Here is a 23,655-nt window from a genome sequence, read left to right on the forward strand (position 1 = left end):
TTAAAATAATGCAACCGTCGATTATATAGCGCTTTCGGGTTGGCGGCAATAAAAAAGCCGCCCGAAAGCGGCTTTGCATGATCGCGTGTGCTTACGCCGGGCGCAACGTAGGTCGGATTAGCGCACTAGCGCGTAATCCGACAACACCACCGTCTTCGCCAACAATGTTGTCGGATTACAGCCCTGCGGGCCTAATCCGACCTACGATACATGGCAGGGGAATTTAGCCGCCCCGGCGCATCATGTCGAAGAATTCGGCGTTGTTTTTGGTCGCCTTCATCTTGTCCAGAATGAACTCCATCGCCTCGATCTCGTCCATCGAGTACAGCAACTTGCGCAGGATCCAGATTTTTTGCAGCTCGTTCGGCTTGATCAGCAGTTCTTCGCGGCGGGTACCCGATTTGTTCAGGTTGATTGCCGGGTAGACACGTTTTTCGGCCAAACGGCGTTCCAGATGCACTTCCATGTTGCCGGTACCCTTGAATTCTTCAAAGATCACGTCATCCATGCGCGAACCCGTTTCGATCAGCGCCGTGGCGATGATGGTCAGCGAGCCGCCTTCTTCGATATTGCGCGCGGCGCCGAAGAAGCGTTTTGGACGTTGCAGCGCGTTCGCGTCGACACCACCGGTCAGAACCTTGCCCGAGGCAGGGATCACGGTATTGTAGGCGCGCGCCAGGCGGGTGATCGAGTCGAGCAGGATGACCACGTCTTTTTTCATTTCGACCAGGCGCTTGGCTTTTTCCAGCACCATTTCGGCCACTTGCACGTGGCGCGTGGCCGGCTCGTCGAAGGTCGAGGCGACGACTTCGCCGCGTACCGAGCGTTGCATTTCGGTCACTTCTTCCGGACGTTCGTCGATCAGCAGCACGATCAGCGTGATATCCGGGTGGTTGGCCGTGATCGCATGCGCGATGTGCTGCAGGATCACGGATTTGCCGGATTTCGGCGACGCCACCAGCAAGCCGCGCTGGCCTTTGCCGATCGGGGCGATCAGGTCGATGATGCGGCCGGTGATGTTTTCCTGGCCATTCATTTCACGTTCCAGGCGCAGCGGCTCGTTCGGGTGCAGCGGCGTCAGGTTTTCAAACAGGATGCGGTGTTTCGACATCTCCGGCGATTCGCCGTTGACCTTGTCGACTTTGACCAGTGCGAAATAGCGTTCGCCATCTTTCGGGGTCCGTACCTCGCCTTCGATCGAATCGCCAGTGTGCAGATTGAAGCGGCGGATTTGCGAAGGGGAGATGTAAATATCGTCGGTGGACGCCATGTAGCTGGCGTCAGGCGAGCGCAGGAAGCCGAAGCCGTCAGGCAGCACTTCCAGGGCGCCGTCGCCAAAAATCTGTTCGCCGGACTTGGCGCGTTTTTTCAGGATAGCGAACATCAGCTCCTGTTTGCGCAAGCGGGCTGCGTTGTCAATGTCAAGACCGATCGCCATCTCAAGCAGGGCGGATACGTGTAGGGCCTTTAGTTCGGATAAATGCATATGTGTTGAGTGTCCCGAGACGGGATGTAAAGGTAGGGGAGGGGACTGCGTGGCGTTGATTAATTATTGGGGAAGGCTGTGCACGAATGAGGCAAAGCCGCTTCCCGGTCTATCCAGTCAGGCGGCGCTGCGGGCGCAGCGCTGCCCATCATACATTAAATGTTGCTGTCGACGAAAGCGGTCAACTGGCCCTTGGCCATGGCGCCCACTTTTTGAGCAGCTGCAGCACCATCCTTGAACAGGATCAGGGTCGGGATGCCGCGGATGCCGAACTTGGCAGGCACTGCCTGGTTGGCGTCCACGTCCATCTTGGCGATCACGATGCGGCCGGCGTATTCCTTGGCCACTTCTTCCAGGATCGGGGCGATGGCCTTGCAGGGACCGCACCATTCCGCCCAGAAGTCGACCAGTACTGGCAACTCGGATTTCAGGACGTCTGCTTCAAAAGATGCATCGCTAATGTGTTTGATATTTTCGCTCATATTTTCCTCAAATGAGGGTGGGATCAATAATGCCTGGAATTCACCATACGCTGGTTCGCCATCCATGCTTCCTGGAATGCAGTGAGAAGATGGGGGCAATGGGCACAAATTCAATGTTCTTGGAAGGTGCGACCAGAGGTATGCAGGCGGGGATGGCTGAAATAATAACCCATTTTTTCAAAGCGTGGCGATTATTGCAGAAAAACTTGAGGCATATCGCCAGCATATCGCTTCCGCGCGTGCCGCCAGGGCAGCAAAGCCGCATGCCTGCTGGCTTGCGGCGCCGTGTCCCGCCTCCCGGCCTGGCTCCGCGCTCAGGCTTGCGCGCCGGCCTGACGCGCCGTGTGCTGCAGTTGCAAGTTCACCATGAGCTGCAATTCCGCGCTTTCCATCGGCTTGCGGAAGGTGCCTAATATATGCAGGCCGTTGGCCATGGCCAGGCGTTCGGCCGCCAGGCGCACGGCCGAATGCAGTCCCGACAGCAGGACTACGCCGCCGCGAAAGCCGTTTTCAGCCGCCATGCGCAAAAATTCGATGCCGTCGATGTCGGGCATGGACAGGTCGCAGATCAGCAGATCGGGCTGGTGCTGCTTCAGGGTCGACAGCGCCTGTTCGCTGTGCGACTCGCAGCGGATGTCGAACGGGCCCATTTGATCGAGCATGTCGCTGAGCACGTCGAGCATGAAAACGTCGTCGTCCAGCAGCAATACGCGCAATGGCGCCAGGCCTGCTTCGCTGTGTTCACGGCTTGCTTGGTTTGATACAGTAGTCATCGTCCTGTCTTCCTATTGATATGCTGCATCGCTGTCGATGCCGATACCTTGCCTTAACGGAATTTGGCGGTAGCTAATCGTCATTGGCAAAGCTGGTGTTATTCATGATTTGTTCGGTAATCTGTTCCAGCAGGGGCCACAGGCGCGCGACGATGTGCTGCGCCCGCTCCGCCTCGTCGGCCGGTTCGCCCGGCGCCAGGGTTTCCAGGTTGTGGCACAGCTCGGCCAGCCCCAGGGCCCCCACGGTGCGCGCCGACGACTTGATGCGGTGCCCCAGTTCCCGCACCTGGTGCACGTCGCCGCGCGCCAGGGCCGCATCGATGTCGCCAAAGCCGTCCTGCGTCGTCTGCAGGAACTTGAAGGCGAATTTGCGCACCTTTTCCGGGTTGTAGCCCAGCAACTTGGCCAGGATCGACAGGTCGATCACCTGCGGGTCGCCCGCCAGCGTGGTCTTGAAGGCGGGCGCGGCGCGGCTGCGCGCCGGGGGCGGCGGCGTGTCGCGTGCCGGCAGCCAGCTGGCGATGGTCTGGTACATCATGGCCGGCTGGATGGGCTTGGAAATGAAATCGTCCATGCCCGCGTCCAGGCAGCGCACGCGGTCTTCGCTGGTGGCCGTGGCCGTCATGGCCAGCACGCGCAGGTGCGCCAGCTGCGGGTCGGCGCGGATGTGGCGCGTCGCCTGCAAGCCATCCATCAGCGGCATCTGCACGTCCATCAGCACGCAGTCGAACTGCGTCTGGCGCAGCAGGTCGAGCGCTTCCTCGCCATTGTTGGCCAGGCAGACGGAGGCGCCAGCTTCTTCCAGCAATTCCAGTGCCACCTGCTGATTAAACGTGTTGTCTTCCACCAGCAGGATGCGCGCATGCTTGAGCGTGCGCATCACCAGGGCCGCGTCGGCGCTGGCGCGCATGGCCGCCGCCGTCTGCACCATGCTGTCGAGCATGGCGGGTGCCGCCTGGTCGGAAATGCCCAGGTTGGCCGTGAACCAGAAGGTGCTGCCTGCGCCGGGACGGCTGTCGACGCCCACGTCGCCGCCCATCAGCTGCGCCAGCTGCTTGCAGATGGCCAGGCCCAGGCCCGTGCCGCCATATTCGCGCGTGGTGGACGTGTCGGCCTGCTGGAAGGACTGGAACAGCTTGCTCATTTCATCCTGCGACAGGCCGATGCCGTGGTCGCATACTTCAAAGCGCACCAGGCAGTGCCTGGCGTCCGCCACCACCTTGCGCACTTTCACGGTGATGCTGCCCTGTTCGCTGAACTTGATGGCGTTATTGGCGTAGTTGATCAGCACTTGTCCCAGGCGCAATGGGTCGCCCACGAGCACGGCCGGTAATTGCGGGTCGATTTCAAACAGCAACTCCAGGTTCTTGCCGGCGGCGCGCGGCGCCACCACTGTCATCAGCGTTTGCACGACGTGGTCGAAACTGAAGTTGACGCGCTCGATCTCCAGCTTGCCCGCCTCGATCTTCGAAATGTCGAGAATGTCGTCGATGATGCCCAGCAAGTGTTCGCCGGCAAAACGGATTTTTTCCAGGTAATCGCGCTGGCGCGGTTCCAGGTCCGTTTTCAGGGCCAGATACGCCATGCCGATCACGCCATTCATCGGCGTGCGGATTTCATGGCTCATGTTGGCCAGGAATTGCCCCTTCGCCAGGCTCGCTTCTTCGGCCACCTGCTTGGCCTGGTCCAGCTGCTCCGTGCGCTGCGCCACGCGCTCTTCCAGATGTTCATTGAGTTCGCGCAAGGCACTCTCGCTGCGCTTGTGATACGTGATGTCCGTCAGGCTGGCCACCACCATGCCCACCTTGCCGTATTCATCGCGGATGGCCTCGGTATTTACGGACAGCCACGACAGGCTGCCGTCGGGCTGTTGCACGCCCATCAGCACGTCACGCATGGCGACACCCGTCGACAGGGTGATGTGCACGGGATGGCTGCGCTGGTCGAAAGGGGAACCGTCTTCGTGGATCGCTTGCCACAGGCTGTTGCCGGCCGGGCTGGCCGCCAGCATACGCTCGGCAGCGGCATTGCTTTCCAGTATGTGGCCGTGGCTGTCCTGCACCACCAGCCCGTTCGTCACGGCGCCGAACACGGACGCCATGCGCTGGCTCGAGTTCGACAGGGCGATCGACGCCTGGCGCCGTTCCGTGATGTCGGTAATCATTGCCAGGGTGCCGCCCGGCTCGCCGTTGTCCGACTGGATGCTGGTGCTCGACAGCAAGCCCCACAGACTCGACTGATCTTTGCGGAAGAAGCGGAAATCGACCTGGTCCGGCTGGCTGGCGGCACTGCCGTGGCTGGCCAGGCGGCGCTGCATCAGCAGCTGGCTGTCGCGGTCCATGAAGTCGAGCAGGGGACGGCCCAGCATTTCCTGCACCGTGTAGCCGAGCATGTGCGCCATCTTCGGGTTGACGAAGGTGGTCTTGCCGTCCGCATCCGTCATCCAGATGCCTTCGGCGGCCGTCTGCACGATCAGGCGGTAGCGTTCGGAACTGGCGTGCAGCGCTTCCTCGGCGCGTTGCCGCTGTGTCATGTCGCGCAGCGAGACGATGGAAAATACTTGCCCGGCCATGCGCAGTGGCGACAGGCTGACCTTGGCCGGGAAGTGCGTGCCGTCGCGGCGGCGCGCCATCATCACCCGGCCCGGCAGGCTGTGCCGCGCTTGCGGGTCGCCCACGGAGTGGCTGGCCGTGCTTTCCGGTACCAATTGCTCCAACGACATGCCCGTCAATTCGGCCAGCGGATAGCCGAAGCAGCGCGCGCCGATCTGGTTGGCGTAGTGCACCTTGCCTTCGACGTCGGCCACCAGCATGGCTTCGGGCGCCGCTTCCAGCATCGAGCGCATGCGCGATTGCTCATCCTGTTTGCGTTCGCTGATATCGCAGACGATGCCGCTGGCCTGCGTGGCGGCACCATCCGAGGCGCGTGTCAGCACGGCGCCGCGCGCCAGCAGCCAGCGCCAGTGGCCGTCGCTGTGGCGCAAGCGGAATTCGCAATTGAAGGTGCCGGGCGCCTGGCCATCCAGATGCTGGCGAAAGGCCAGGCTCAGGCGCGCGCGGTCGTCGCGGTGCACTTCGGCCAGCCACTCGTCCAGTGCATGGTCGAGCCTGGCGCTTTTGTCGCCCAGCACGTCCTGGTACTGGGGCGCGAACTGCAGCCGGTCGGCCTGTCGTCGCCAGGTCCAGCCAGCCATGGCCGCGCCGCGCAAGGCTTGCCCGGCGTCCTGTTCGGCCAGGGCATGCGCGGGCAGCAGCAGGCGGCGCAACTGTTGCCGCAGCCGCCAGGCTTGCCAGCAAGCCACTCCCGCCAGGGCGGTGGCGCTGGCGGCAGCGTAAGGCCATAGCAGTGTTGGCGCCATGCCGTGTACCGCCGCCTGCACCGGCAAGGAAAGCGTCATGCCTGCCGCCAGCATCGTATGAGCGAGACGACGCAGCGCAGGGCGCCGTCGGCGCGATGCGCTGAAACTCGTGTGGCTGCAATACGACAAATGCATCCCTTTCTGGGGCATGATGGAACTGGGCTGACAGTGCATGATGCGCGCTCAAATAAACGCCTGCGGCGCTTTCTGGCGGCAACTATAGCATCGAATATTTGCTCGGGGTATTTAAGTTCTGAAACAGCCAAAACGGGATTTTTTTTGCCCCGGAATGGCTGTTTTTTTCGCGATTTGGTGAGAATTTGAGAGAAAGTCGGCGCGAAATCGTGCTACTCAATCGAGGCGATAGCCTTTAGGTGAAACTGCCGGCAAACTGATATCGGTGCCCGGGATGCCACATGGTGGCGATCGAGGCGATCTTGCCGCCCGAGCGCGTCTGGCGGCGCAGGACCAGGCATGCCTGTTTCGTGTCGATGGCCAGCATTTCGGCGATGTCGCGCGGCGCCGACAGTGCTTCGATGCTGTAGGTGGCGCCTTGCAGGGGCGCGGCGGCCATCAGGTATTCGTTCGGCGTGATGCTGGAAAAATCCTGCGTCATGTAGTCGGGCGCGCACTCGGGATTGACCCAGCGGTCTTCCACCTGGATCGGCACGCCGTTTTCAAAATGCACGATCAGCGAGTGGAACAGCGGGTGTTCCGGCGGCAGGCCGAATTGCTTGGCCAGCAAATCCGAGGCTTTCGTACGTTCCAGCAATTGCAGGCTGCTGCGGTGGATATGTCCGCGCGCCCGCACTTCATCGGCGATACTCTTGATTTCCAACAAGGTCGCCTGGTATTTTTGCTGCGCCACATAGGTGCCGGAACCCTGGCGCCGCGTCAGCACCTGTTCACTGGTCAGTTCGCGCACGGCGCGGTTGACCGTCATGCGCGAGACGCCGAATTGTTTCACGAGGGCTTGCTCGGAGGGAATCACGTCGCCTTCCTTCCAGCGCCCGGCGGCGATGCCGGCCAGCAGAAAATCCTTGATGCGCTGGAAAATGGGCGTATTTTCCTGGGTAGTATGATCGTCCAATGCGGTTTCTCCGAGGCGCGGGCAGGGCGCGCCGCCGGCTGGAGGCGCGATGGCCGATTTTAGCACCGAGCAAGGCAGGCGCCGCCAGCCTTTTTTGAATTCAAAAGCAAGCGCCGGAGTGTGGCGCGCGCGGGTGCTGGCTATGCTGGTGACTTATTATTGATTTGCACGGAGTTCGCCATGGAACACGCTTACCTGACTGACGATGAACGCTGGGAGGCCCTGCAGCGGCGCGCGCCCGATGCCGACGGCGTCTTTTATTACTCGGTGCGCACGACGGGCGTGTATTGCCGCCCTTCCTGCGCGGCGCGTCCCGCCCTGCGCCGCAACGTGGCTTTTCACGCCACGTGCGAGCAGGCGGAGGCGGCCGGCTTTCGCCCCTGCCTGCGCTGCAAGCCGAACTTACCGCCCCTGGCCCAGCGCCAGGCGGCCATCGTGGCCGACATCTGCCGTTTGATCGATGCCAGCGACGAGCTGCCCGACCTGGACGCGCTGGCGCAGGCGGCCGGCATGAGCCGCTTTCACTTTCACCGCGTCTTCAAGGCGCACACGGGCATCACGCCGAAAGCGTACGCGGCGGCGCAGCGCGGCGAGCGCCTCAAGGCCGGCTTGCAAGGCGCGGCGAACGTCACGGAAACGTTATATGCGGCCGGCTTCAATTCCAGCGGCCGTCTGTATGCGGCCACGCCCGGCTTGCTGGGCATGACGCCGGGCGCGTTTCGCGCCGGCGGCAGCGGCGCCGTGATCCGCTTTGCCATCGGCGCCTGCTCGCTGGGCGCCATCCTCGTGGCCAGCACGGACAAGGGCATCTGCGCCATTCTGATCGACGACGACCCGGAAGTGCTGCTGCGCGACTTGCAGGACCGCTTTCCGCAAGCCGAGCTGCGCGGCGCCGAGCCTGATTATGAACAGACGGTGGCGCAGGTGGTGGGCCTGGTCGAGGCGCCGGCGATCGGCCTGGACTTGCCGCTCGACGTGCGCGGCACCGTGTTCCAGCAGCGCGTATGGCAAGCCTTGCGCGAAATTCCCGCCGGCAGCACGGTCAGCTATGCCGAGCTGGCCAGCCGCATCGGCGCGCCGAAAGGTGCGCGCGCCGTGGCGGGCGCCTGCGCCGCCAATGCCCTGGCCGTCGCCATCCCCTGCCACAGGGTGGTGCGCAACGATGGCGCCTTGTCCGGCTACCGCTGGGGCGTGGAACGCAAGCAGGCGCTGCTGGAACGCGAGGGCGAACGGTGAGGGCGCTGGACTGGCGGCAGATCGAGGATGAGCTGAATGCGCATGGCTATGCCGTCGTGCCGGGCTTGCTCAATCTCGTGCAGTGCGCGGCGCTGGCGGCGCAGTATGACGATGCGTCGCGCTTTCGCAGCCGTGTGGTGATGCAGCGCCATGGCTTTGGACAGGGCGAGTACCAGTATTGGGCGCATCCGCTGCCCGACGTGGTGGCCGCCTTGCGCGAACAGTTGTACGGGCCGCTGGCGGCGATTGCCAACCGCTGGCAGGCCAGCATGGGCCTGGAGACGCGCTTTCCCTCCAGTCACGCCGATTTTCTCGCGCGCTGCCATGCGGCGGGGCAGACGCGGCCCACGCCCTTGCTGCTGCGCTACCGCGAAGGCGATTACAACTGCCTGCACCAGGACCTGTATGGCGAGCACGTGTTTCCGCTGCAACTGGCCGTGCTGCTGTCGCGCCCGCAAGACGATTTCACGGGCGGCGAGTTCGTGCTCACGGAGCAGCGCCCGCGCATGCAGTCGCGTGCCGAAGTGGTGCCGCTGGCGCAGGGCGACGCCGTGATCTTTCCCGTGGCGCTGCGCCCCGTCAACGGCACGCGCGGCAGTTACCGCGTCAACATGCGCCATGGCGTGTCGCGCCTGCGCTCGGGCATGCGCCACACCCTGGGCATCATTTTTCATGATGCGAGCTGAACGCTAGGTGCGGCGCTTGAGTTTCCGCAATTACATGGCATGATGGCTACTCCCTGTCACTTTTCACTGTTGCCATGTCCGCGTTGCTCCGCCTGTTGTGCCTGTTGACCATCTTCCTGCTGCCCGCAGCCCACGCGGACGATGGCGCATCCTCGCTCGTTGCGGAAGCCGCGACCGCCATCGCGCCGTCACAGGCTGCCGCCGTCAAGACGGCGCCATTGATGTTTGCCAACCGCAAGGTATTCGTCTTCCGCGCCGCGCTGGCCGGCTATCCGCCCGATGAACGGGCTATCGGCGCGCAGCGCCGCCTGGAAAGCGTGCTGGCGAAAAACGGTCCCTTGCAGGCGAGCACGCGCATGATTCCAGAAGGCACGCAAGTGCTGCTCGACGGCGTGCAGCTGTTCGTTGTCGTGCCTGGCGACGTCAACTTGCTGGCCGGCGACACGACGGAAAGCGTGGCGAAAACGGCGGCCGAGGAGCTGAGCAAGGCCGTGTTTGACTATCGCGAACAGGGCAGTTGGCGCTACCTGGCGATCGCCGCCGCCGTGTGCGCGGCCGCCACCCTCGTGTTCTGGCTGGTGTGGATGGGCTTGACGCGTCTGTACCGCTGGGCCAAGCGCCGCAGCGGCATCCTGCTCGCTTCGCGCCTGCGCGACGTGCGCCTGAAAAATGTGCGCGTGCTCGACGCCGAACACTACATCGCCTTCGCGTATCAGTTGCTGAGCGCCGTGCTGTGGGGCTTGCGCCTGATGGCCACGTATCTGTGGGCCGCCTTCGTGCTGGGCCGCCTGCCCTACACGCGCTCCTGGGGCGAAAGCCTGAGCGGCTACCTGTTCGACGTGGCGGCCGACGTCTTTCACGCCATCATCGGTGCCTTGCCTGGGCTGGTGCTGGTGTGCGTGATCTTCGCCATCGCGCGCCTGATCGCCGCCACGGCCGCCTCGCTGTTCAAGCGCGTGGAAAGCGGCGAATTGCAGATCGGCTGGCTCGACAAGGACACGGCCCTGCCCACGCGCCGCATCGCCAGCGTGGTGATCTGGTTGTTCGCGCTGGCCATGGCGTATCCGTATTTGCCCGGCTCGCACACGGCCGCTTTCCAGGGCCTGTCCGTGCTGGTGGGCTTGATGGTGTCGATCGGCGCGTCGAGCATCGTGGGCCAGGGCGCCAGCGGCCTGATCCTGATGTACACGCGCGCCCTGCGCAAGGGAGAATATGTGCGCGTGGGCGACAGCGAGGGCACCGTGGTCGAGTTGGGCATGTTCGAGACGCGCCTGCGAACGGGCCTGGGCGAAGAGGTGGCCTTGCCGAACGCCTGGGTGATGTCGCAAACGACCAAGAATTATTCGCGCGCCCAGCCCGGCGGCGGCTTCGTGCTCGACTCCACCGTCACCATCGGCTACGCCACGCCGTGGCGGCAAGTGCACGCCATGCTGGAACTGGCGGCGTCGCGCACGACGGAACTGTCGACCACGCCGAAACCGTACGTGATGCAGCTGGCCTTGCAAGATTACTACGTGCAATACCGCCTCGTCGCCTACGCCAGCGCCGAAGTCCCCCGCCAACGCGCCGAAGTGCTGAACCGCTTGCACCAGAACATCATCGACGTCTTCAACGAGTTCGACGTGCAGATCACCTCGCCGCACTACATCGACGACCCGAAAGAGTCGCACGTGGTGCCGCCCGGTGAATGGTTCAGGGCGCCGGCGAAGCGGGGGGAGGAATCGATTGAGGTAGTTCCGCCCAAGTCTTGAACGCGAGGCGTGGTCTGTACGTGACGGATGCAATGGCACGCGCTATCTTGGTTTTTCCTCGGGAGCGCAGGTATTCTTGCCATTTGTCAGCTGAATCACCTGGAAACCCCCGGCGGGTGCCGTGAGCAGGCAGAAATCTGCGGAGTAGCGCGAAGTGGGATCGGACGCGGAGGGCGGCCTTCCCAGGAAGGATACGCCATACACTTTCCCCGACACCAGCGGCGCGGCATCGCTGCTCTCGGCCCCCTCGGGAGCCTTGCCATAGCGCACGCATCCCTTGTTTGGCAGACGATAGCTGGGATCGCCAAACGAGGCATTGGGAAACATGACCGTCCATACATCTTTCCAGCCATTCGGCCCAGGCGTGCTGATCGTCAGCATCTTCAGGCTGACTGGCCCCCTTGAGCGTTCCTCTTCGCTGGCAATTTTGAAGCAGGGAAGGCCAGCCGCCGTCATGACGGCGACAGTGCCCATGCGCGACCACGCCAAGGCATCCATGCTCGTCAAGGTCGCCAGCAGACAAAGAATAAGGTGACGATGATTCATTGCATGCCTTCTATGGGACAGGATTTTTGGCTGGGCACGTATCATCCATCCAGGCCTGTGTATCGCTTTTGATGACGACGAGGTGTGGCTTGGCAGAGACCTGCTGTACGAGACAGAACTTTGCCACATATCCATAGGTAGGATCGGCAGGATCGGCTGGCCTGCCATTCAGAAATACCTCGTACACCCTGCCGGTCTTCAATTCAGGCGCGGGCGCAGCGTCGGCATGTGCCGAAATATTCCCATAGGGAATGCAATTTGTTGAAGACAGCGGAATTTTCTTATCGTCCGTCATGAGAAACCCCCATATTTCCGTCGTTGGCTTGACCGTCACGTCGGACACGCTCAAGGCGCCGAGGAAGGGCTGGCCGTTGCGCCTCTCTTCCTGTTTGGAAATGCTAAAGCAGGGCACGCCATTGATCGAGGTAACTTCGGCATCGGCCATGCGTGAGCGCGCGCAGCCGTTCATACTCGAGAGCGCGAGCAGTATGAACAGCGTTGGATTGATGCTAACGGGGCGTCGGGCAAACTTCATCGATCCAGGCCTGCATGTCGCTGTTGATGGGAATGATTTGCTGACCGCCAGGCGCCGTAGTTCTCACGCAGAATTTTCCTTGATAGCCATAGGTTGGATCGGACGGATCTTTGGGGCGGCCATTCAGAAATACGCTATAGAAATGTCCTGGAATAAGAATTTTTGGTTTAATTCCTGTAGCAGTAGGGGGCAAATCTCCATAACGAATGCACGAATCTGCATGGATTGGAATAGGCCAATCTGGAGGTACAGAGAAAGACCATACCTTCTTGACGGGTTGAACGGACAGATCGGAAACGATTAATGCCCCGAGCATTGGTGTGCCATTGCGTGCCTCTTCCTTTTTTGTAATTGAAAAGCACGGCATGCCGTTGCCAGAGTGAATGAGGGCATCAGCGATGCGCGACCACGCCGAGGCATTGATAGTCGTCAGCGTGGCAAGCAGGAATAGCAGTGTGTGACGATATGGCATGGCGATCCTTGCACTATCTGATGAGCGAATGCTCCGGGCAACTATCCTGTTTCCACGCTGGCGTGTCGCTGCCAATGGCGATGATTTTTCGTTCACCAGTGGCCGTGGCTACTATGCAAAACTTTCCCATGTAGCCATAGGTAGGGTCTGCAGGATCATTTGGTCTTCCATTGAGGAAAATGCTGTAGACCCGTTCTGTGTGCAGTTCAGGGGCGGGCATGCCGTTCGCTCCTTGGGGAAGGTCACCATACCGAAGGCAGCTTTTTGACGAGAGCGGTACTTTTTTTCCACCAGTCATATAAAAACTCCACACACCAACGACGGGCTTTTCTGACAGGTCTGAAGTGCTGAGTGCTCCCAGGAGTGGCTGGCCGTTACGCTGTTCTTCCGTCTGCGAGATTGTGAAACACGGTACGCCGTCAATTGAACTGATTTCAGCATCGGCGATGCGTGATGTTGCACAGGCATGCAGACTGAGGAACTTGAGCAATATGAACAGGGCATTCTGCTGCAAGGACATCCTCTTTTTCCTATTTCTGAACGGGGCAGATTTCATCTATCCAGGCTTGGCTATCGCTTTCGATACGAAGAATCTTGCGCTCCCCGGATATGCCGGTGATTAAGCAAAATTTCCCTACGTAGCCGCGAGTAGGATCTGAAGGATCGGCTGGCCCACCGTTCAGGAAGACGTCATACATGCGCCCCGTTTTCAGCGGCGGCGATTTGGACGGCTTGACCTCTGCCGTTGCTGGAGCAAGCCCATACAAAAGGCAGGACTTGGCATGCACAGGGATAGTTGCTGTGCCAGATAAAAGAAAAGACCATACTTCGACTGCGGGCTTGACGAATACCTCTGTCAGTACGACCGCACTAATCTGCGGAACCCCGTTGCGTGCTTCTTCCTTTTTAGAAATAGAGAAACAGGGAATGCCGTTTTTTAGCTGTACTTCCGCGTATGCCATGCGGGAGGTGGCCGAGGCACTCATGCAGGTCATCAAGGCGAGTACCAATAGGCTCTTGTGGCAGATGGGCATTATTGACCTTTTTGTGCTGGGGTGTTTGCCGGGCAAATTTCGTCTATCCAGGCCTGCATATCGCGCTTGATGGGAATGACCTGTTGACCGCTATTAGCTGTCGCGATGAGACAGAATTTCCCTTTGTAGCCGTAGGTCGAGTCAGACGGGTCATCCGGCCTGCCATTCAAGAAGACGCTGTACATCCTGCCTGTTTTCAACATCGTCGCGGCAGTCGATTCGGCTCCTGCTGGTACTTGGCCATACAAATAGCAGGTTTTTGCATGCATGGGTAGGGTCGTCGCTCCAGGGAGAATGAAGGACCAGACCTCTACAGGCGGCTTTATGGAGATATCGTAAACCATGAGTGCGCCCAGCATTGGCGTTCCATTGCGGCGTTCTTCTTTTTTTGAAATGGTAAAGCATGGTCTGCCTTTGAAAGTGCTAATCTCGGCTTCGGCCATGCGGGACATCGGGTACGCGTCACGGCATGTCAAACAAAGGCTCATGGTCAATGTCATTTCCAGGAAGATTGGTCTTGCTTTTTCTATTTTTAAGAAATTCATTGATCACCTCTTCGTAGAGAATCAGGGAGTCCCGGTATTCTTTTTGATTCATAGCTTTTGGTGTTTTCAAATACCTTAGTCCGAAATAATCTGCCAGTAAGTTGCCCTGTGCCTCCATGTTGAAGTCAGATAGTTTTTTTCCTCGCTTTAAAAAATACGTGTAATTCAATCCGAAACGGATCGCCCCACGCAATGCAACCGGATAGCCCAATTGATACTGCCAGACATGGACCATTTCATGCATGAACCAGTTTTTGTCTATTGGCTGAGCTATGGAAAAATCCTCCTGATACTCCGACTCATGAAAATAAATCTCCCCATCCGGCGTCATGGCCACGTTCTTCGGTTGCAAGCCGAACCATAGATATGGCTCGCCATGCACCTTGACCTTGCCATAGTCGATCGCATCCTGGAACAGCATCCACGCCATGTCGATCTCGCCCCTGTTCAGCGGGCGAACCTTGTCCTTGACTTTGACCTGTTTGACGGACGAACCGACGTCCTTGTCGGTCGTCTTGATGCCATCGAGCTGGACGACCTTAACGGCTGGCGCCGCGTGTTTCGGGGCGGCGGCGCAGCATGGTGATTTGTCCGCGTGCGGCAGGAATTCGGCCTGGGTAATTTGCTCTTCCCGCTTGCTGGCGATGCGCCCCGTGCGTCCCTTCGCATCCGTCGTCCCCGTCCACGTTTCGCCATTGCTCAAGGTGAGCCGGTAGTCGGCGTGCGCCAGCGGCACCTTGTTTTGCGAGACGAATTCCAGCTGTTCGTCGTAGCCGCAGCACCAGCATTCGTCGGGCTGGCCGGCCAGGCGGTGCAGTTCGCAGCCGCTTGTCGCGTTGCGCAGGGTGGCACCCAGCACGGGGCGGCCGTTGGCGCTGAAGGTGACGATCATGCTGTCGAAGCGCGCGCCCAGGCTTTTCTTTTGATGGGCCACAAGCTTGAAGAACACGTCGCACGCGGTGGTGCTGATGACATGGTGCCTGGCCATGGAACCTCCTCGATAAAACGCCAGCGTAGGCCAGCGGCGGCGGGGAGGTATTGACTGGGCGCAATGCTTGGGCGCTTGCGTTAAGATGCCGGGCGTCGCAATGAAAAGATACAACGAACAGAAAGAGAACCCATGTCCAGCACCCCCCATACTCAAGCATCGCAAGCCGCCCTCAGCCTGGCTGCCGCCCTGATCGGCGACCCGTTTTACCGCGCCGTCACGGTGGCCTGCGGCGACGACGAAGCGGCGCGGCTGGCCATGCTGGAAGCCTACTTCGCGCTGGCGCTGGCCGAGGGCGAGCAGGCGGGGCGCGTCGACCTGGCTGACGACGGGGGCAATGGCGCCGCCATCTGGACGACGGATGCGCCGGCAGCTCAGCGTCAGGCCGCCTACGCGCAGCGCGAGGATGCCTTGCGAGTGCTGCTGGGAGAGCAGGGCTACACCCATTTCACGGCCATCGTCGGGAACATGGAGCACGCGCTGGCGCCGCATGCCCTGCAGGACGCGTGGTATTTGTCGATCGCCGGCATCGCCCCGGACGCGCAGGGGCGGGGATTGGGCGCGTCCGTGCTGGCGCCTGGCCTGGCGGCCGTCGATGCGGCGGGCGCCGCGTGCTTCCTGGAGACCTACAACGAGCGCAGCCTGCCGTTTTATGCCCGCCGGGGCTTCGCGGTGGCGGGGCGTTATGCGGAAGCCGTCACAGGTTGCGATTACTGGCTGATGCTGCGGCAACCCACTGCTGCCTGATTGACCATTTTGCCAATTTCTATACACTCGTCTTTTCACTCATTTATTAAAAGACCTGGAGATGGAAATGCCGACCCTGCCACTGCGCCGCACCCTGCTAGTTCTCACCTGCCTGGGCACCTTGGGCCAGGCCCATGCCGACACGGTCATCGACAATGCCAACGGCTATACGCTCGATGCCAACGGCAAGGTGCTGCGCTTCACGGCGCTGGCCTTTGACGACGCTGGAAAACTCCTCGCCGTCGGCAGCGCCGCGCAGGTGAAACGCAAGGCGGCGAAGGGCGCTCTGCACGTCGACGTGCAGGGCAAGACTGTGCTCCCCGGCCTGATCGACGCGCACGGCCACGTGTTCGGCCTGGGGACGATCGCCAGCGGCGTGATGCTGTACGGTTCCGCGTCGCTGCAGGCCGCCGTGCAAGCCGTGGGCGACTTCGCCCGCGCGCATCCCGAGCGCGGCTGGGTCGTCGGCAATGGCTGGAACCAGGAAATCTGGAAGCTGGGGCGCTTTCCCACGGCCGCGGAACTCGATGCGGTGGAAAGCGCGCGGCCCATGTGGCTACGCCGGGTTGATGGCCACGCGGGCTGGGCCAACAGCCGCGCGCTGGCGCTGGCCGGTATCACGCGCGCCACGCCGGATCCGGCCGGCGGCAAGATAGTCCGCGACGCGGATGGCAACGCCACCGGCGTGCTGGTCGATAATGCCATGGACTTGATGGACGCCGTGCTACCCAAGCCGGGCGACGTGGATAACCGCGCCGCCCTCGATGGCGCGCTGGCGCAGCTGTCGCAGGCGGGCCTGACCAGCGTGCACGATGCGGGCATCGGCCAGATGCAGGACCGGCTGTTCCGCGACTACGCGGACCACGGCAAGCTGACGGTGCGCGTCTACGGCATGATTGCCGATACGACGGAAGATTTCGACGCGCTGTCGAAAAACGGCCCATTAAAAAGCTATGCGCGCGACATGTACGCCTTGCGCGCTGTCAAACTGCTGTCCGACGGGGCCCTGGGCAGCCGCGGCGCCGCCCTGCTGGCACCGTACAGCGACGATCCTTCTACCAGCGGCCTGCTGTTCTACAAGGACGACGCCATGCGCGCGAAGATGGAAAAAGCCATGCGCGCCGGCTACCAGGTGAACGTGCACGCCATCGGCGACGCGGGCAACCATCAAATCCTCGACGGCTACCAGGCCTTGACCGCGCAATACCATAGCGTGGGCCTGCGCCACCGCATGGAGCATGCGCAGGTGGTGCAATTATCCGACATCCCCCGTTTCAAGGTGCTGGGCATCGTCCCTTCGATGCAGCCCACGCACGCCACGTCCGACCAGAACATGGCGGAGCAGCGCGTGGGCCACGAGCGCATCAAGGGCGCGTATGCGTGGCGCACCTTCCTCCAGCAGGGTTCGCGCATTGCCTGCGGCTCCGACTTCCCCATCGAGTCGCCGAATCCGTTCGAGGGCATCCACGCGGCCGTCACGCGGCAAAACAGCGAAGGTTTCCCTGCCGGCGGCTGGTATCCGCAGCAAGCCATGACGGTGACGGAAGCGCTGCGCTGCTTCACCTTGGACGCGGCCTGGGCGGCGCACCAGGAAAAGGTCATCGGCACGCTGGAAACGGGTAAATGGGCGGATTTCATCGTCGTCGACCAGGACCTGTTCAAGGTGTCACCAGCCGCCATCGGCAAGACGCAGGTGCTGCAGACGTGGGTGGCGGGCAAGCGCGTGTTCGAGAAAAAATGAGGGCCGGGGTCAGACCCGTCGGGTCTGACCCCAAAAGAAAATCTGTTGACTTGGTTGTATAGACAACCTATGCTGGGAGTACAGGAGCGGGCTAAATACGCCCGCTCGCACCCTACGAGGAGACAGCATGAACAGCACAATGGACACCGATCCACGCTTTGATGCCAGCCGTACCATCCGCGCCCCGCGCGGCACGGTCATGGCTTGCAAGAGTTGGCAGGCCGAGGCGGCCTACCGCATGTTGCAAAACAACCTGGACCCGGAAGTGGCGGAAAATCCGCAGCACCTGGTCGTCTACGGCGGCATCGGCCGCGCGGCCCGCAACTGGGCCTGTTTCGACCAGATCCTCGCCTCGCTGCGTGAGTTGGAAGACGACCAGACTTTGCTGATCCAGTCCGGCAAGCCGGTGGGCGTGTTCCAGACCCATGCGGACGCGCCGCGCGTGCTGATCGCGAACTCCAACCTGGTGCCGAAATGGGCCAATTGGGAACACTTCAACGAACTCGATCGCCAGGGCCTGTTCATGTACGGCCAGATGACGGCCGGCAGCTGGATCTACATCGGCACGCAGGGCATCGTGCAGGGCACGTATGAAACCTTCGCCGAAGCGGGCCGCCAGCATTTCGGCGGCGACTGGGGCGGGCGCTGGATCCTGACGGCGGGCCTGGGCGGCATGGGCGGCGCGCAGCCGCTGGCCGCCACCATGGCGGGCGCCGTCTCGCTCAATATCGAATGCCAGCAAAGCAGCATCGACTTCCGCTTGCGCACGCGCTACCTGGACAAGCAGGCGGCCAGCCTGGACGAAGCTTTGGAGCTAGTGAAATATCACACCGAACGCAAGGAAGCCATTTCGATTGGCCTCCTGGGCAACGCGGCCGAAGTGCTGCCGGAATTGGTGCGCCGCGCCAAGGCGGGCGGCCTGGTGCCGGACCTGGTGACGGACCAGACGTCCGCGCACGACCTGGTCAACGGCTACCTGCCGCGCGGCTGGAGCGTGTCGGACTGGAAGGCGGCGCAGCAGGACCCGCAGCGCCACGCGCGCCTGACGGTGGCCGCCGCCGATTCCTGCGCCGCCCACGTGCAGGCCATGCTCGATTTCCACGCCATGGGCGTGCACACTGTCGATTACGGCAACAACATCCGCCAGGTGGCGTTTGATCAGGGCGTGCAGAACGCCTTCGACTTCCCCGGTTTCGTGCCCGCGTATATCCGCCCGCAGTTCTGCGAAGGGCGGGGGCCGTTCCGCTGGGTGGCCCTGTCGGGCGACCCGGAAGACATCTATAAAACGGATGCGAAGATCAAGGAGCTGTTCCCGCACCACAAGCAGGTGCACCACTGGCTGGACATGGCGCGCGAGCGCATCGCCTTCCAGGGCCTGCCGGCGCGCATCTGCTGGCTGGGACTGGGCGAGCGCCACATCGCCGGCCTGGCCTTCAACGAGATGGTGCGCACGGGCGAACTGAAAGCGCCCATCGTCATCGGCCGCGACCACCTGGACACGGGTTCCGTCGCCAGCCCGAACCGCGAGACGGAAAGCATGAAGGACGGCACGGACGCCGTCTCCGACTGGCCGCTGCTCAACGCCATGCTGAACACGGCCGGCGGCGCCACCTGGGTCTCGCTGCACCATGGCGGCGGCGTGGGAATGGGGTATTCTCAGCATGCGGGCATGGTCATCGTGGCCGACGGCACGGACAGCGCGGCGAAACGCCTGGCCCGGGTGCTGGTCAACGACAGCGGCTCGGGCGTGATGCGCCATGCCGATGCCGGCTATGAAACAGCGGCCGCCTGCGCCAAGCGCAACGGCCTGATTCTTCCAATGCTTCCTTGAGACCTTGATGCGAATGACTATGACACAGCATGCCAAAAGTTGGACCCTGAAACCGGGCGCGATGACCCTGGGCGACCTGCGCGCCGTCTGGGCCGCACCCGCCAAACTGATCCTCGCCGCCGAGGCCTATCCCGTCATCGAGGCGTCGGCCGCCGCCGTGCAAGCCATCGTCGCCAAGGGCGATGCGGCCTACGGCATCAACACGGGCTTCGGCCTGCTCGCCAAGACGCGCATCCCCGATGAAAAGCTCGAGCAATTGCAGCGCAACCTGATCCTGTCGCATTCCGTCGGCACGGGCGAACTGCTGTCGGACGCCGTCGTGCGCCTGATCATGCTGATGAAGATCGGCAGCCTGGCGCGCGGCTTTTCCGGCGTGCGCCCGCTGATCGTCGATACCTTGATCGCTCTGTACAACGCGGGCATCATGCCGGCCATTCCCGCCAAGGGCTCCGTCGGTGCCTCGGGCGACCTGGCACCGCTGTCGCACATGACCCTGGCCATGCTGGGCGTGGGCGAGGTGCGCGTCAACGGCGAATTGATGGCGGCGCCCGAGGCGCTGGCGCAGGCAGGCATCGCGCCCGTCGTGCTGGCGGCGAAAGAGGGCCTGGCGCTGATCAACGGCACGCAAGTGTCGAACGCGCTGGCGCTGCATGGCCTGTTCATGGCCGAGCGCCTGCTGGAAGCGGCCATGGTCACGGGCGCGCTGTCGCTCGATGCGGCCAAGGGCAGCGATGCGCCGTTCGACGCGCGCGTGCACGCCGTGCGGGGACAGCCGGGGCAGATACTGGCCGCGCAGATGTACCGCCAGCTGGTAGCCAACAGCGCGATCCGCGCCTCGCACCTGGAAGGCGACGAGCGCGTGCAAGACCCGTACAGCCTGCGCTGCCAGCCGCAGGTCATGGGCGCCTGCCTCGATTTGATCGGCAACGTGGGCCGTACCCTGCTGATCGAAGCCAATGCCGTCACGGACAATCCGCTGATTTTCCAGGATGGCCCGAACGGGCAGGCGGAAATCGTCTCGGGCGGGAACTTCCATGCCGAGCCGGTGGCCTTTGCCGCCGATACCCTGGCGCTGGCAATTGCCGAAATCGGCGCGCTGGCCGAGCGCCGCATCGCGCTGCTGATCGACGCCACGTTGTCCGGCCTGCCACCGTTTCTCGTGCGCGACCCGGGCGTCAATTCCGGCTTCATGATCGCCCACGTGACGGCCGCGGCGCTGGCGTCGGAAAACAAGTCGCTCGCCCATCCGGCCAGCGTCGACAGCCTGCCCACGTCCGCCAACCAGGAAGACCACGTGAGCATGGCCACGTTCGCCGGGCGCCGCCTGGACGACATGGCGCACAACACGGCCGTCATCGTCGGCATCGAGCTGCTGGCCGCCGCGCAGGGCATCGATTTCCACCGTCCCCTGAAAACCTCGCCGCACCTCGAACACGTGCACCACCAGCTGCGCCAGAAGGTGCCGTTCTTCGACGCCGACCGCTTCTTTGCGCCCGACATCGAGGCGGCCAAGCAGATGGTGCTGCACGGTGAGTTGAGCAGCACCTGCAAGAATTTGTTCGCCCCGCTGTACGCTTGAGCGGGCGCAAGGAGACAGGCATGGATTTCCGCTTCAACGAAGGCAGCATCCCGCTGCTCGTGTCGATGCCCCACGTGGGCACCGACATACCGGACGATATCGCCGCGCGCATGACGCCGCAGGCCCTGATCAAGGCCGACACGGACTGGCATTTGCGCGAGCTGTATGGTTTTTTGCAGGAGATGGACGCGTCGGTGCTGTCGGCGCGCTGGTCGCGCTACACCATCGACTTGAACCGCCCGCAGGAAGACACGAATCTGTATCCGGGCCAGGATACGACGGGCTTGCTGCCCAACGATACCTTTCATCGCGAACCTCTGTACCTGGCCGGCAAGGAACCCGATCCGGCCGACGTGCAGCACCGGCTGCAGCGCTACTGGGCGCCGTATCATGCGCAGCTGCGCGCGGAACTGGACCGCCTGCTGCGCGTGCATGGCGCCGTGGTGCTGTGGGATGCCCATTCCATCGCCTCGCATGTGCCGCGCTTCTTCGACGGCAAGCTGCCCGACCTGAACTTCGGCACGGCCGATGGCGCCAGCTGCGATGCGGGCCTGACGTCCGCCGTGGTGGACATCGCGCGCGCGCAGGATGCATTTACCGTGGCCTTGAATGGCCGCTTCAAAGGCGGCCATATCACGCGCCATTACGGCCAGCCGGACAAGCGCGTGCATGCGATCCAGCTGGAGATGTGCCAGTGCCTATACATGAATGAACCTGGCATGGACGAGGCGGCGCCTTTCGGCTACCGGCCCGACCTGGCGGCCCGGGTGCAGCCGCTGCTGCGCCAGATGATGGAAGCGGCCGTGGCATGGGTGGCGCGTTGAGTACCTGTCTGTTCGCGCGCCACGCGCTGCTGCCGCAAGGCTGGCGCCGCGACGTGCTGCTGGAATGGGATGCGGCAGGCGACTTGACGGCGGTGACGGAGGGCGCCACAGTGCCGCCCGGCGCGGAAGTGGCCGAGTATGTCTTGCCCGGCATGGTCAACCTGCATTCGCATGCCTTCCAGCGGGCGCTGGGCGGCATGACGGAGGTTGCTGGTGACGAGGTTAATCAGGTAGCGGACAGCTTCTGGACCTGGCGCGAGCTGATGTACCGCTTCGCGCGCCACATCACGCCGGAACAGATGGAGGCCATCGCCGCGCAGCTGTTTGCCGAATGCCTGCGCCATGGCTACACGGCTGTCTGCGAATTTCACTACCTGCAGCGCGATGCGGCTGGCGCCCTGTATGCGCGTCCCGCCGAAACGGCAGAACGGGTGCTGGCGGCGGCGCGCGTCAGCGGCATCGGCATGACCATGCTGCCCGTGCTGTACAGCCATGCGGGCTTCGGCGCACAGCCCCTCAAACCCGAGCAGGTGCGCTTCCGCACCGGTGCGGACGATGTCTTGCGCATCATCGAGGCGCTGGCGCCGCAGCGCGGCGGGCAGGTGGAAGTGGGCTTTGCGCCCCATTCTCTGCGCGCCGCCGGTGTGGTGCAGATCCGCGAAGTGGCGCAAGCGCTGCCCGCGAATCGCCCTATCCACATCCACATCGCCGAGCAGCAGGGCGAGGTGCGCCAGAGTCTCGATTACAGCGGCCGGCGCCCGGTGCAGTATTTGTACGACCAGGTCGACGTCGATGCGCGCTGGTGCCTCGTGCATGCCACGCATGTGCAGCCCGACGAGGTGGCGCTGATGGCCGCCAGCGGCGCTGTCGCGGGCCTGTGCCCGACGACGGAAGCGAACCTGGGCGACGGCCTGTTCCCGCTGGCCGAATTCATCGCCGCCGGCGGGCGTTTCGGCGTCGGCAGCGACAGCCACGTATCGCAGTCGCCCGTGGAAGAATTGCGCTGGCTCGAATACGGCCAGCGCTTGCAGCGCCAGCAGCGCAATGTGGCCGCCACGCCGGAGCAGCGCCATGTGGGCGACTATCTGTGGCAGGCAGCCTTGCGGGGCGGCGCGCAGGCGGCCGGACGCAAGCTCGGTGCTTTGGCGCCGGGCTGCCGCGCCGATGTGCTGGTGCTCGACGACGCGCATGTGAACCTGTGCGGCGTGGCCATCGCCGATGTACTGGGCAGTTTTATCTTCTGCGGCAACGACAAGCTGGTGCGCGACGTGCTGTGCGGCGGCCAGTGGCAGGTGCGCGACGGGCGCCACGTTGCGCAGGACGCGATCGCCACCGCCTACAAGCGCGCCCTGGTGCAACTGAGGGCGCTCTGATGGCGACCTTCATCCCACAGGAATACTTGCGCGCCGCGCCGTGGAAAAACGGCGGCGGCAGCACGACGGAAATCGCCATTTCTCCGCCGGACGCCGGTTTCGACGATTTTGACTGGCGTATCAGCCTGGCGACGATCACGGCCAGCGGGCCGTTTTCCAGCTTTCCCGGCATTGACCGCAGCCTGATGCTGGTCGATGGCGACAGCGTGCAGCTGACGCTCGACGGTACGCGCAAGGTAACCTTGAATGCGGCACAACCGATGCTGTGGTTTCCCGGCGAAGCGGCCGTGGTTGCGCAGGTCAAGGGGCCGACGACGGATTTCAATGTGATGACGCGGCGCGACCGCTGCCGCCATCAGCTGGAAAAAATCACGGCGCCGGGCAGGCTGGCGCGGCGCAGCGCGGCGACCTTGCTGTTCGTCGCTGGCGAAGGCCACGTGCTGGCGCGCGGTGGCGAGCAGCAGTTCGCGCTGGCCCGCCATGACGCGTTGCTGCTGGACGCCGATGACGCGCCGGACTGGCGGCTCGACGCCTTGCAGCGCACGGCCGTGTTCCGCGTCGACCTGTTCATCTAGGAG

The 23,655-nt window shown here is 62.8% G+C and carries 22 protein-coding genes; 10 read left to right on the forward strand and 12 right to left on the reverse strand.

The features are described 5' to 3' along the window. Positions 1–223: 223 nt before the first annotated feature. From rho to hutC, 5 genes are all read right to left on the reverse strand, one after another. The gene (gene rho / locus CSQ95_RS08135; RefSeq protein WP_034746249.1) at positions 224–1,486 is read right to left on the reverse strand and encodes a transcription termination factor Rho; all 1,263 of its coding nucleotides are present in this window, start codon (positions 1,484–1,486) and stop codon (positions 224–226) included. Positions 1,487–1,641: 155 nt separating this feature from the next. After that, entirely contained in the window at positions 1,642–1,968 is a 327-nt protein-coding gene (trxA, locus tag CSQ95_RS08140; protein WP_070224200.1) for a thioredoxin TrxA, read from the reverse strand. A gap of 314 nt (positions 1,969–2,282) precedes the next feature. Next, a complete protein-coding gene (locus CSQ95_RS08145) occupies positions 2,283–2,741 on the reverse strand; it encodes a response regulator (protein WP_099409114.1) in 459 nt (152 codons plus the stop codon). A gap of 73 nt (positions 2,742–2,814) precedes the next feature. Next, the gene (locus tag CSQ95_RS08150; RefSeq protein WP_099409189.1) at positions 2,815–6,138 is read right to left on the reverse strand and encodes a PAS domain-containing hybrid sensor histidine kinase/response regulator; all 3,324 of its coding nucleotides are present in this window, start codon (positions 6,136–6,138) and stop codon (positions 2,815–2,817) included. A 331-nt stretch (positions 6,139–6,469) separates the two neighbouring features. After that, complete coding sequence (gene hutC, locus CSQ95_RS08155) at positions 6,470–7,189, reverse strand: histidine utilization repressor (protein ID WP_070224202.1); 720 nt, start codon at positions 7,187–7,189, stop codon at positions 6,470–6,472. Between the two features lie 180 nt (positions 7,190–7,369). On the opposite strand from hutC, the gene ada reads away from it, so the two are divergent. From ada to CSQ95_RS08170, 3 genes are all read left to right on the forward strand, one after another. Beyond that, positions 7,370–8,425, forward strand: a complete 1,056-nt coding sequence (ada, locus tag CSQ95_RS08160; RefSeq protein WP_099409115.1) for a bifunctional DNA-binding transcriptional regulator/O6-methylguanine-DNA methyltransferase Ada — start codon at positions 7,370–7,372, stop codon at positions 8,423–8,425. Next, entirely contained in the window at positions 8,422–9,111 is a 690-nt protein-coding gene (locus tag CSQ95_RS08165) for a 2OG-Fe(II) oxygenase (protein WP_099409116.1), read from the forward strand. Before ada ends, CSQ95_RS08165 begins: the two co-directional genes overlap by 4 nt. 74 nt (positions 9,112–9,185) lie before the next feature. Continuing rightward, a complete protein-coding gene (locus CSQ95_RS08170; protein ID WP_099409117.1) occupies positions 9,186–10,862 on the forward strand; it encodes a mechanosensitive ion channel family protein in 1,677 nt (558 codons plus the stop codon). A gap of 42 nt (positions 10,863–10,904) precedes the next feature. Here the strand turns inward: CSQ95_RS08170 and CSQ95_RS08175 are convergent, their stop codons facing one another. From CSQ95_RS08175 to CSQ95_RS30010, 7 genes are read right to left on the reverse strand one after another with little or no spacing between them, the layout of a single operon-like run. Next, positions 10,905–11,408 (reverse strand): hypothetical protein, encoded by a 504-nt coding sequence (locus tag CSQ95_RS08175; protein ID WP_099409118.1) that lies wholly within the window; start codon positions 11,406–11,408, stop codon positions 10,905–10,907. A gap of 10 nt (positions 11,409–11,418) precedes the next feature. Further along, positions 11,419–11,943 carry a hypothetical protein gene (locus tag CSQ95_RS08180; RefSeq protein ID WP_099409119.1) on the reverse strand — a complete coding sequence of 175 codons (525 nt, stop codon included), beginning with the start codon at positions 11,941–11,943 and terminating at the stop codon, positions 11,419–11,421. Then, positions 11,918–12,415 carry a hypothetical protein gene (locus CSQ95_RS29015; protein ID WP_143449916.1) on the reverse strand — a complete coding sequence of 166 codons (498 nt, stop codon included), beginning with the start codon at positions 12,413–12,415 and terminating at the stop codon, positions 11,918–11,920. Before CSQ95_RS29015 ends, CSQ95_RS08180 begins: the two co-directional genes overlap by 26 nt. A 13-nt stretch (positions 12,416–12,428) precedes the next feature. Further along, on the reverse strand, positions 12,429–12,935 hold the full coding sequence (locus tag CSQ95_RS29020; protein WP_143449917.1) for a hypothetical protein: 507 nt from the start codon (positions 12,933–12,935) through the stop codon (positions 12,429–12,431). A gap of 10 nt (positions 12,936–12,945) precedes the next feature. Next, positions 12,946–13,401 (reverse strand): hypothetical protein, encoded by a 456-nt coding sequence (locus CSQ95_RS29025; RefSeq protein ID WP_143449918.1) that lies wholly within the window; start codon positions 13,399–13,401, stop codon positions 12,946–12,948. Positions 13,402–13,448: 47 nt separating this feature from the next. Then, positions 13,449–13,892, reverse strand: coding sequence for a hypothetical protein (locus CSQ95_RS08185; protein ID WP_180278992.1), 444 nt, complete (start codon positions 13,890–13,892; stop codon positions 13,449–13,451). Positions 13,893–13,911: 19 nt separating this feature from the next. Then, complete coding sequence (locus CSQ95_RS30010; RefSeq protein ID WP_099409121.1) at positions 13,912–14,982, reverse strand: hypothetical protein; 1,071 nt, start codon at positions 14,980–14,982, stop codon at positions 13,912–13,914. Positions 14,983–15,114: 132 nt separating this feature from the next. Here CSQ95_RS30010 and CSQ95_RS08195 point away from each other — a divergent pair, with 132 nt between their 5' ends. From CSQ95_RS08195 to CSQ95_RS08225, 7 genes are all read left to right on the forward strand, one after another. After that, positions 15,115–15,729 (forward strand): GNAT family N-acetyltransferase, encoded by a 615-nt coding sequence (locus CSQ95_RS08195; protein WP_099409122.1) that lies wholly within the window; start codon positions 15,115–15,117, stop codon positions 15,727–15,729. Positions 15,730–15,796: 67 nt separating this feature from the next. Next, positions 15,797–17,470: an amidohydrolase gene (locus tag CSQ95_RS08200; protein ID WP_099409190.1), complete on the forward strand. Its 1,674-nt coding sequence runs from the start codon at positions 15,797–15,799 to the stop codon at positions 17,468–17,470. Between the two features lie 127 nt (positions 17,471–17,597). Continuing rightward, the gene (gene hutU / locus CSQ95_RS08205; protein WP_099409123.1) at positions 17,598–19,301 is read left to right on the forward strand and encodes a urocanate hydratase; all 1,704 of its coding nucleotides are present in this window, start codon (positions 17,598–17,600) and stop codon (positions 19,299–19,301) included. Between the two features lie 19 nt (positions 19,302–19,320). Then, positions 19,321–20,880: a histidine ammonia-lyase gene (hutH, locus tag CSQ95_RS08210; protein WP_099409124.1), complete on the forward strand. Its 1,560-nt coding sequence runs from the start codon at positions 19,321–19,323 to the stop codon at positions 20,878–20,880. Between the two features lie 20 nt (positions 20,881–20,900). Further along, entirely contained in the window at positions 20,901–21,704 is an 804-nt protein-coding gene (gene hutG / locus CSQ95_RS08215; protein WP_099409125.1) for an N-formylglutamate deformylase, read from the forward strand. Then, a complete protein-coding gene (locus tag CSQ95_RS08220; protein ID WP_099409126.1) occupies positions 21,689–23,077 on the forward strand; it encodes a formimidoylglutamate deiminase in 1,389 nt (462 codons plus the stop codon). The genes hutG and CSQ95_RS08220 overlap by 16 nt, the downstream gene beginning before the upstream one ends. Next, a complete protein-coding gene (locus CSQ95_RS08225) occupies positions 23,077–23,652 on the forward strand; it encodes a HutD family protein (RefSeq protein ID WP_099409127.1) in 576 nt (191 codons plus the stop codon). The genes CSQ95_RS08220 and CSQ95_RS08225 overlap by 1 nt, the downstream gene beginning before the upstream one ends. Positions 23,653–23,655 lie beyond the last annotated feature (3 nt).

The sequence above is a fragment of the Janthinobacterium sp. BJB304 genome (assembly GCF_002735765.1).
GTDB lineage: Bacteria > Pseudomonadota > Gammaproteobacteria > Burkholderiales > Burkholderiaceae_D > Janthinobacterium.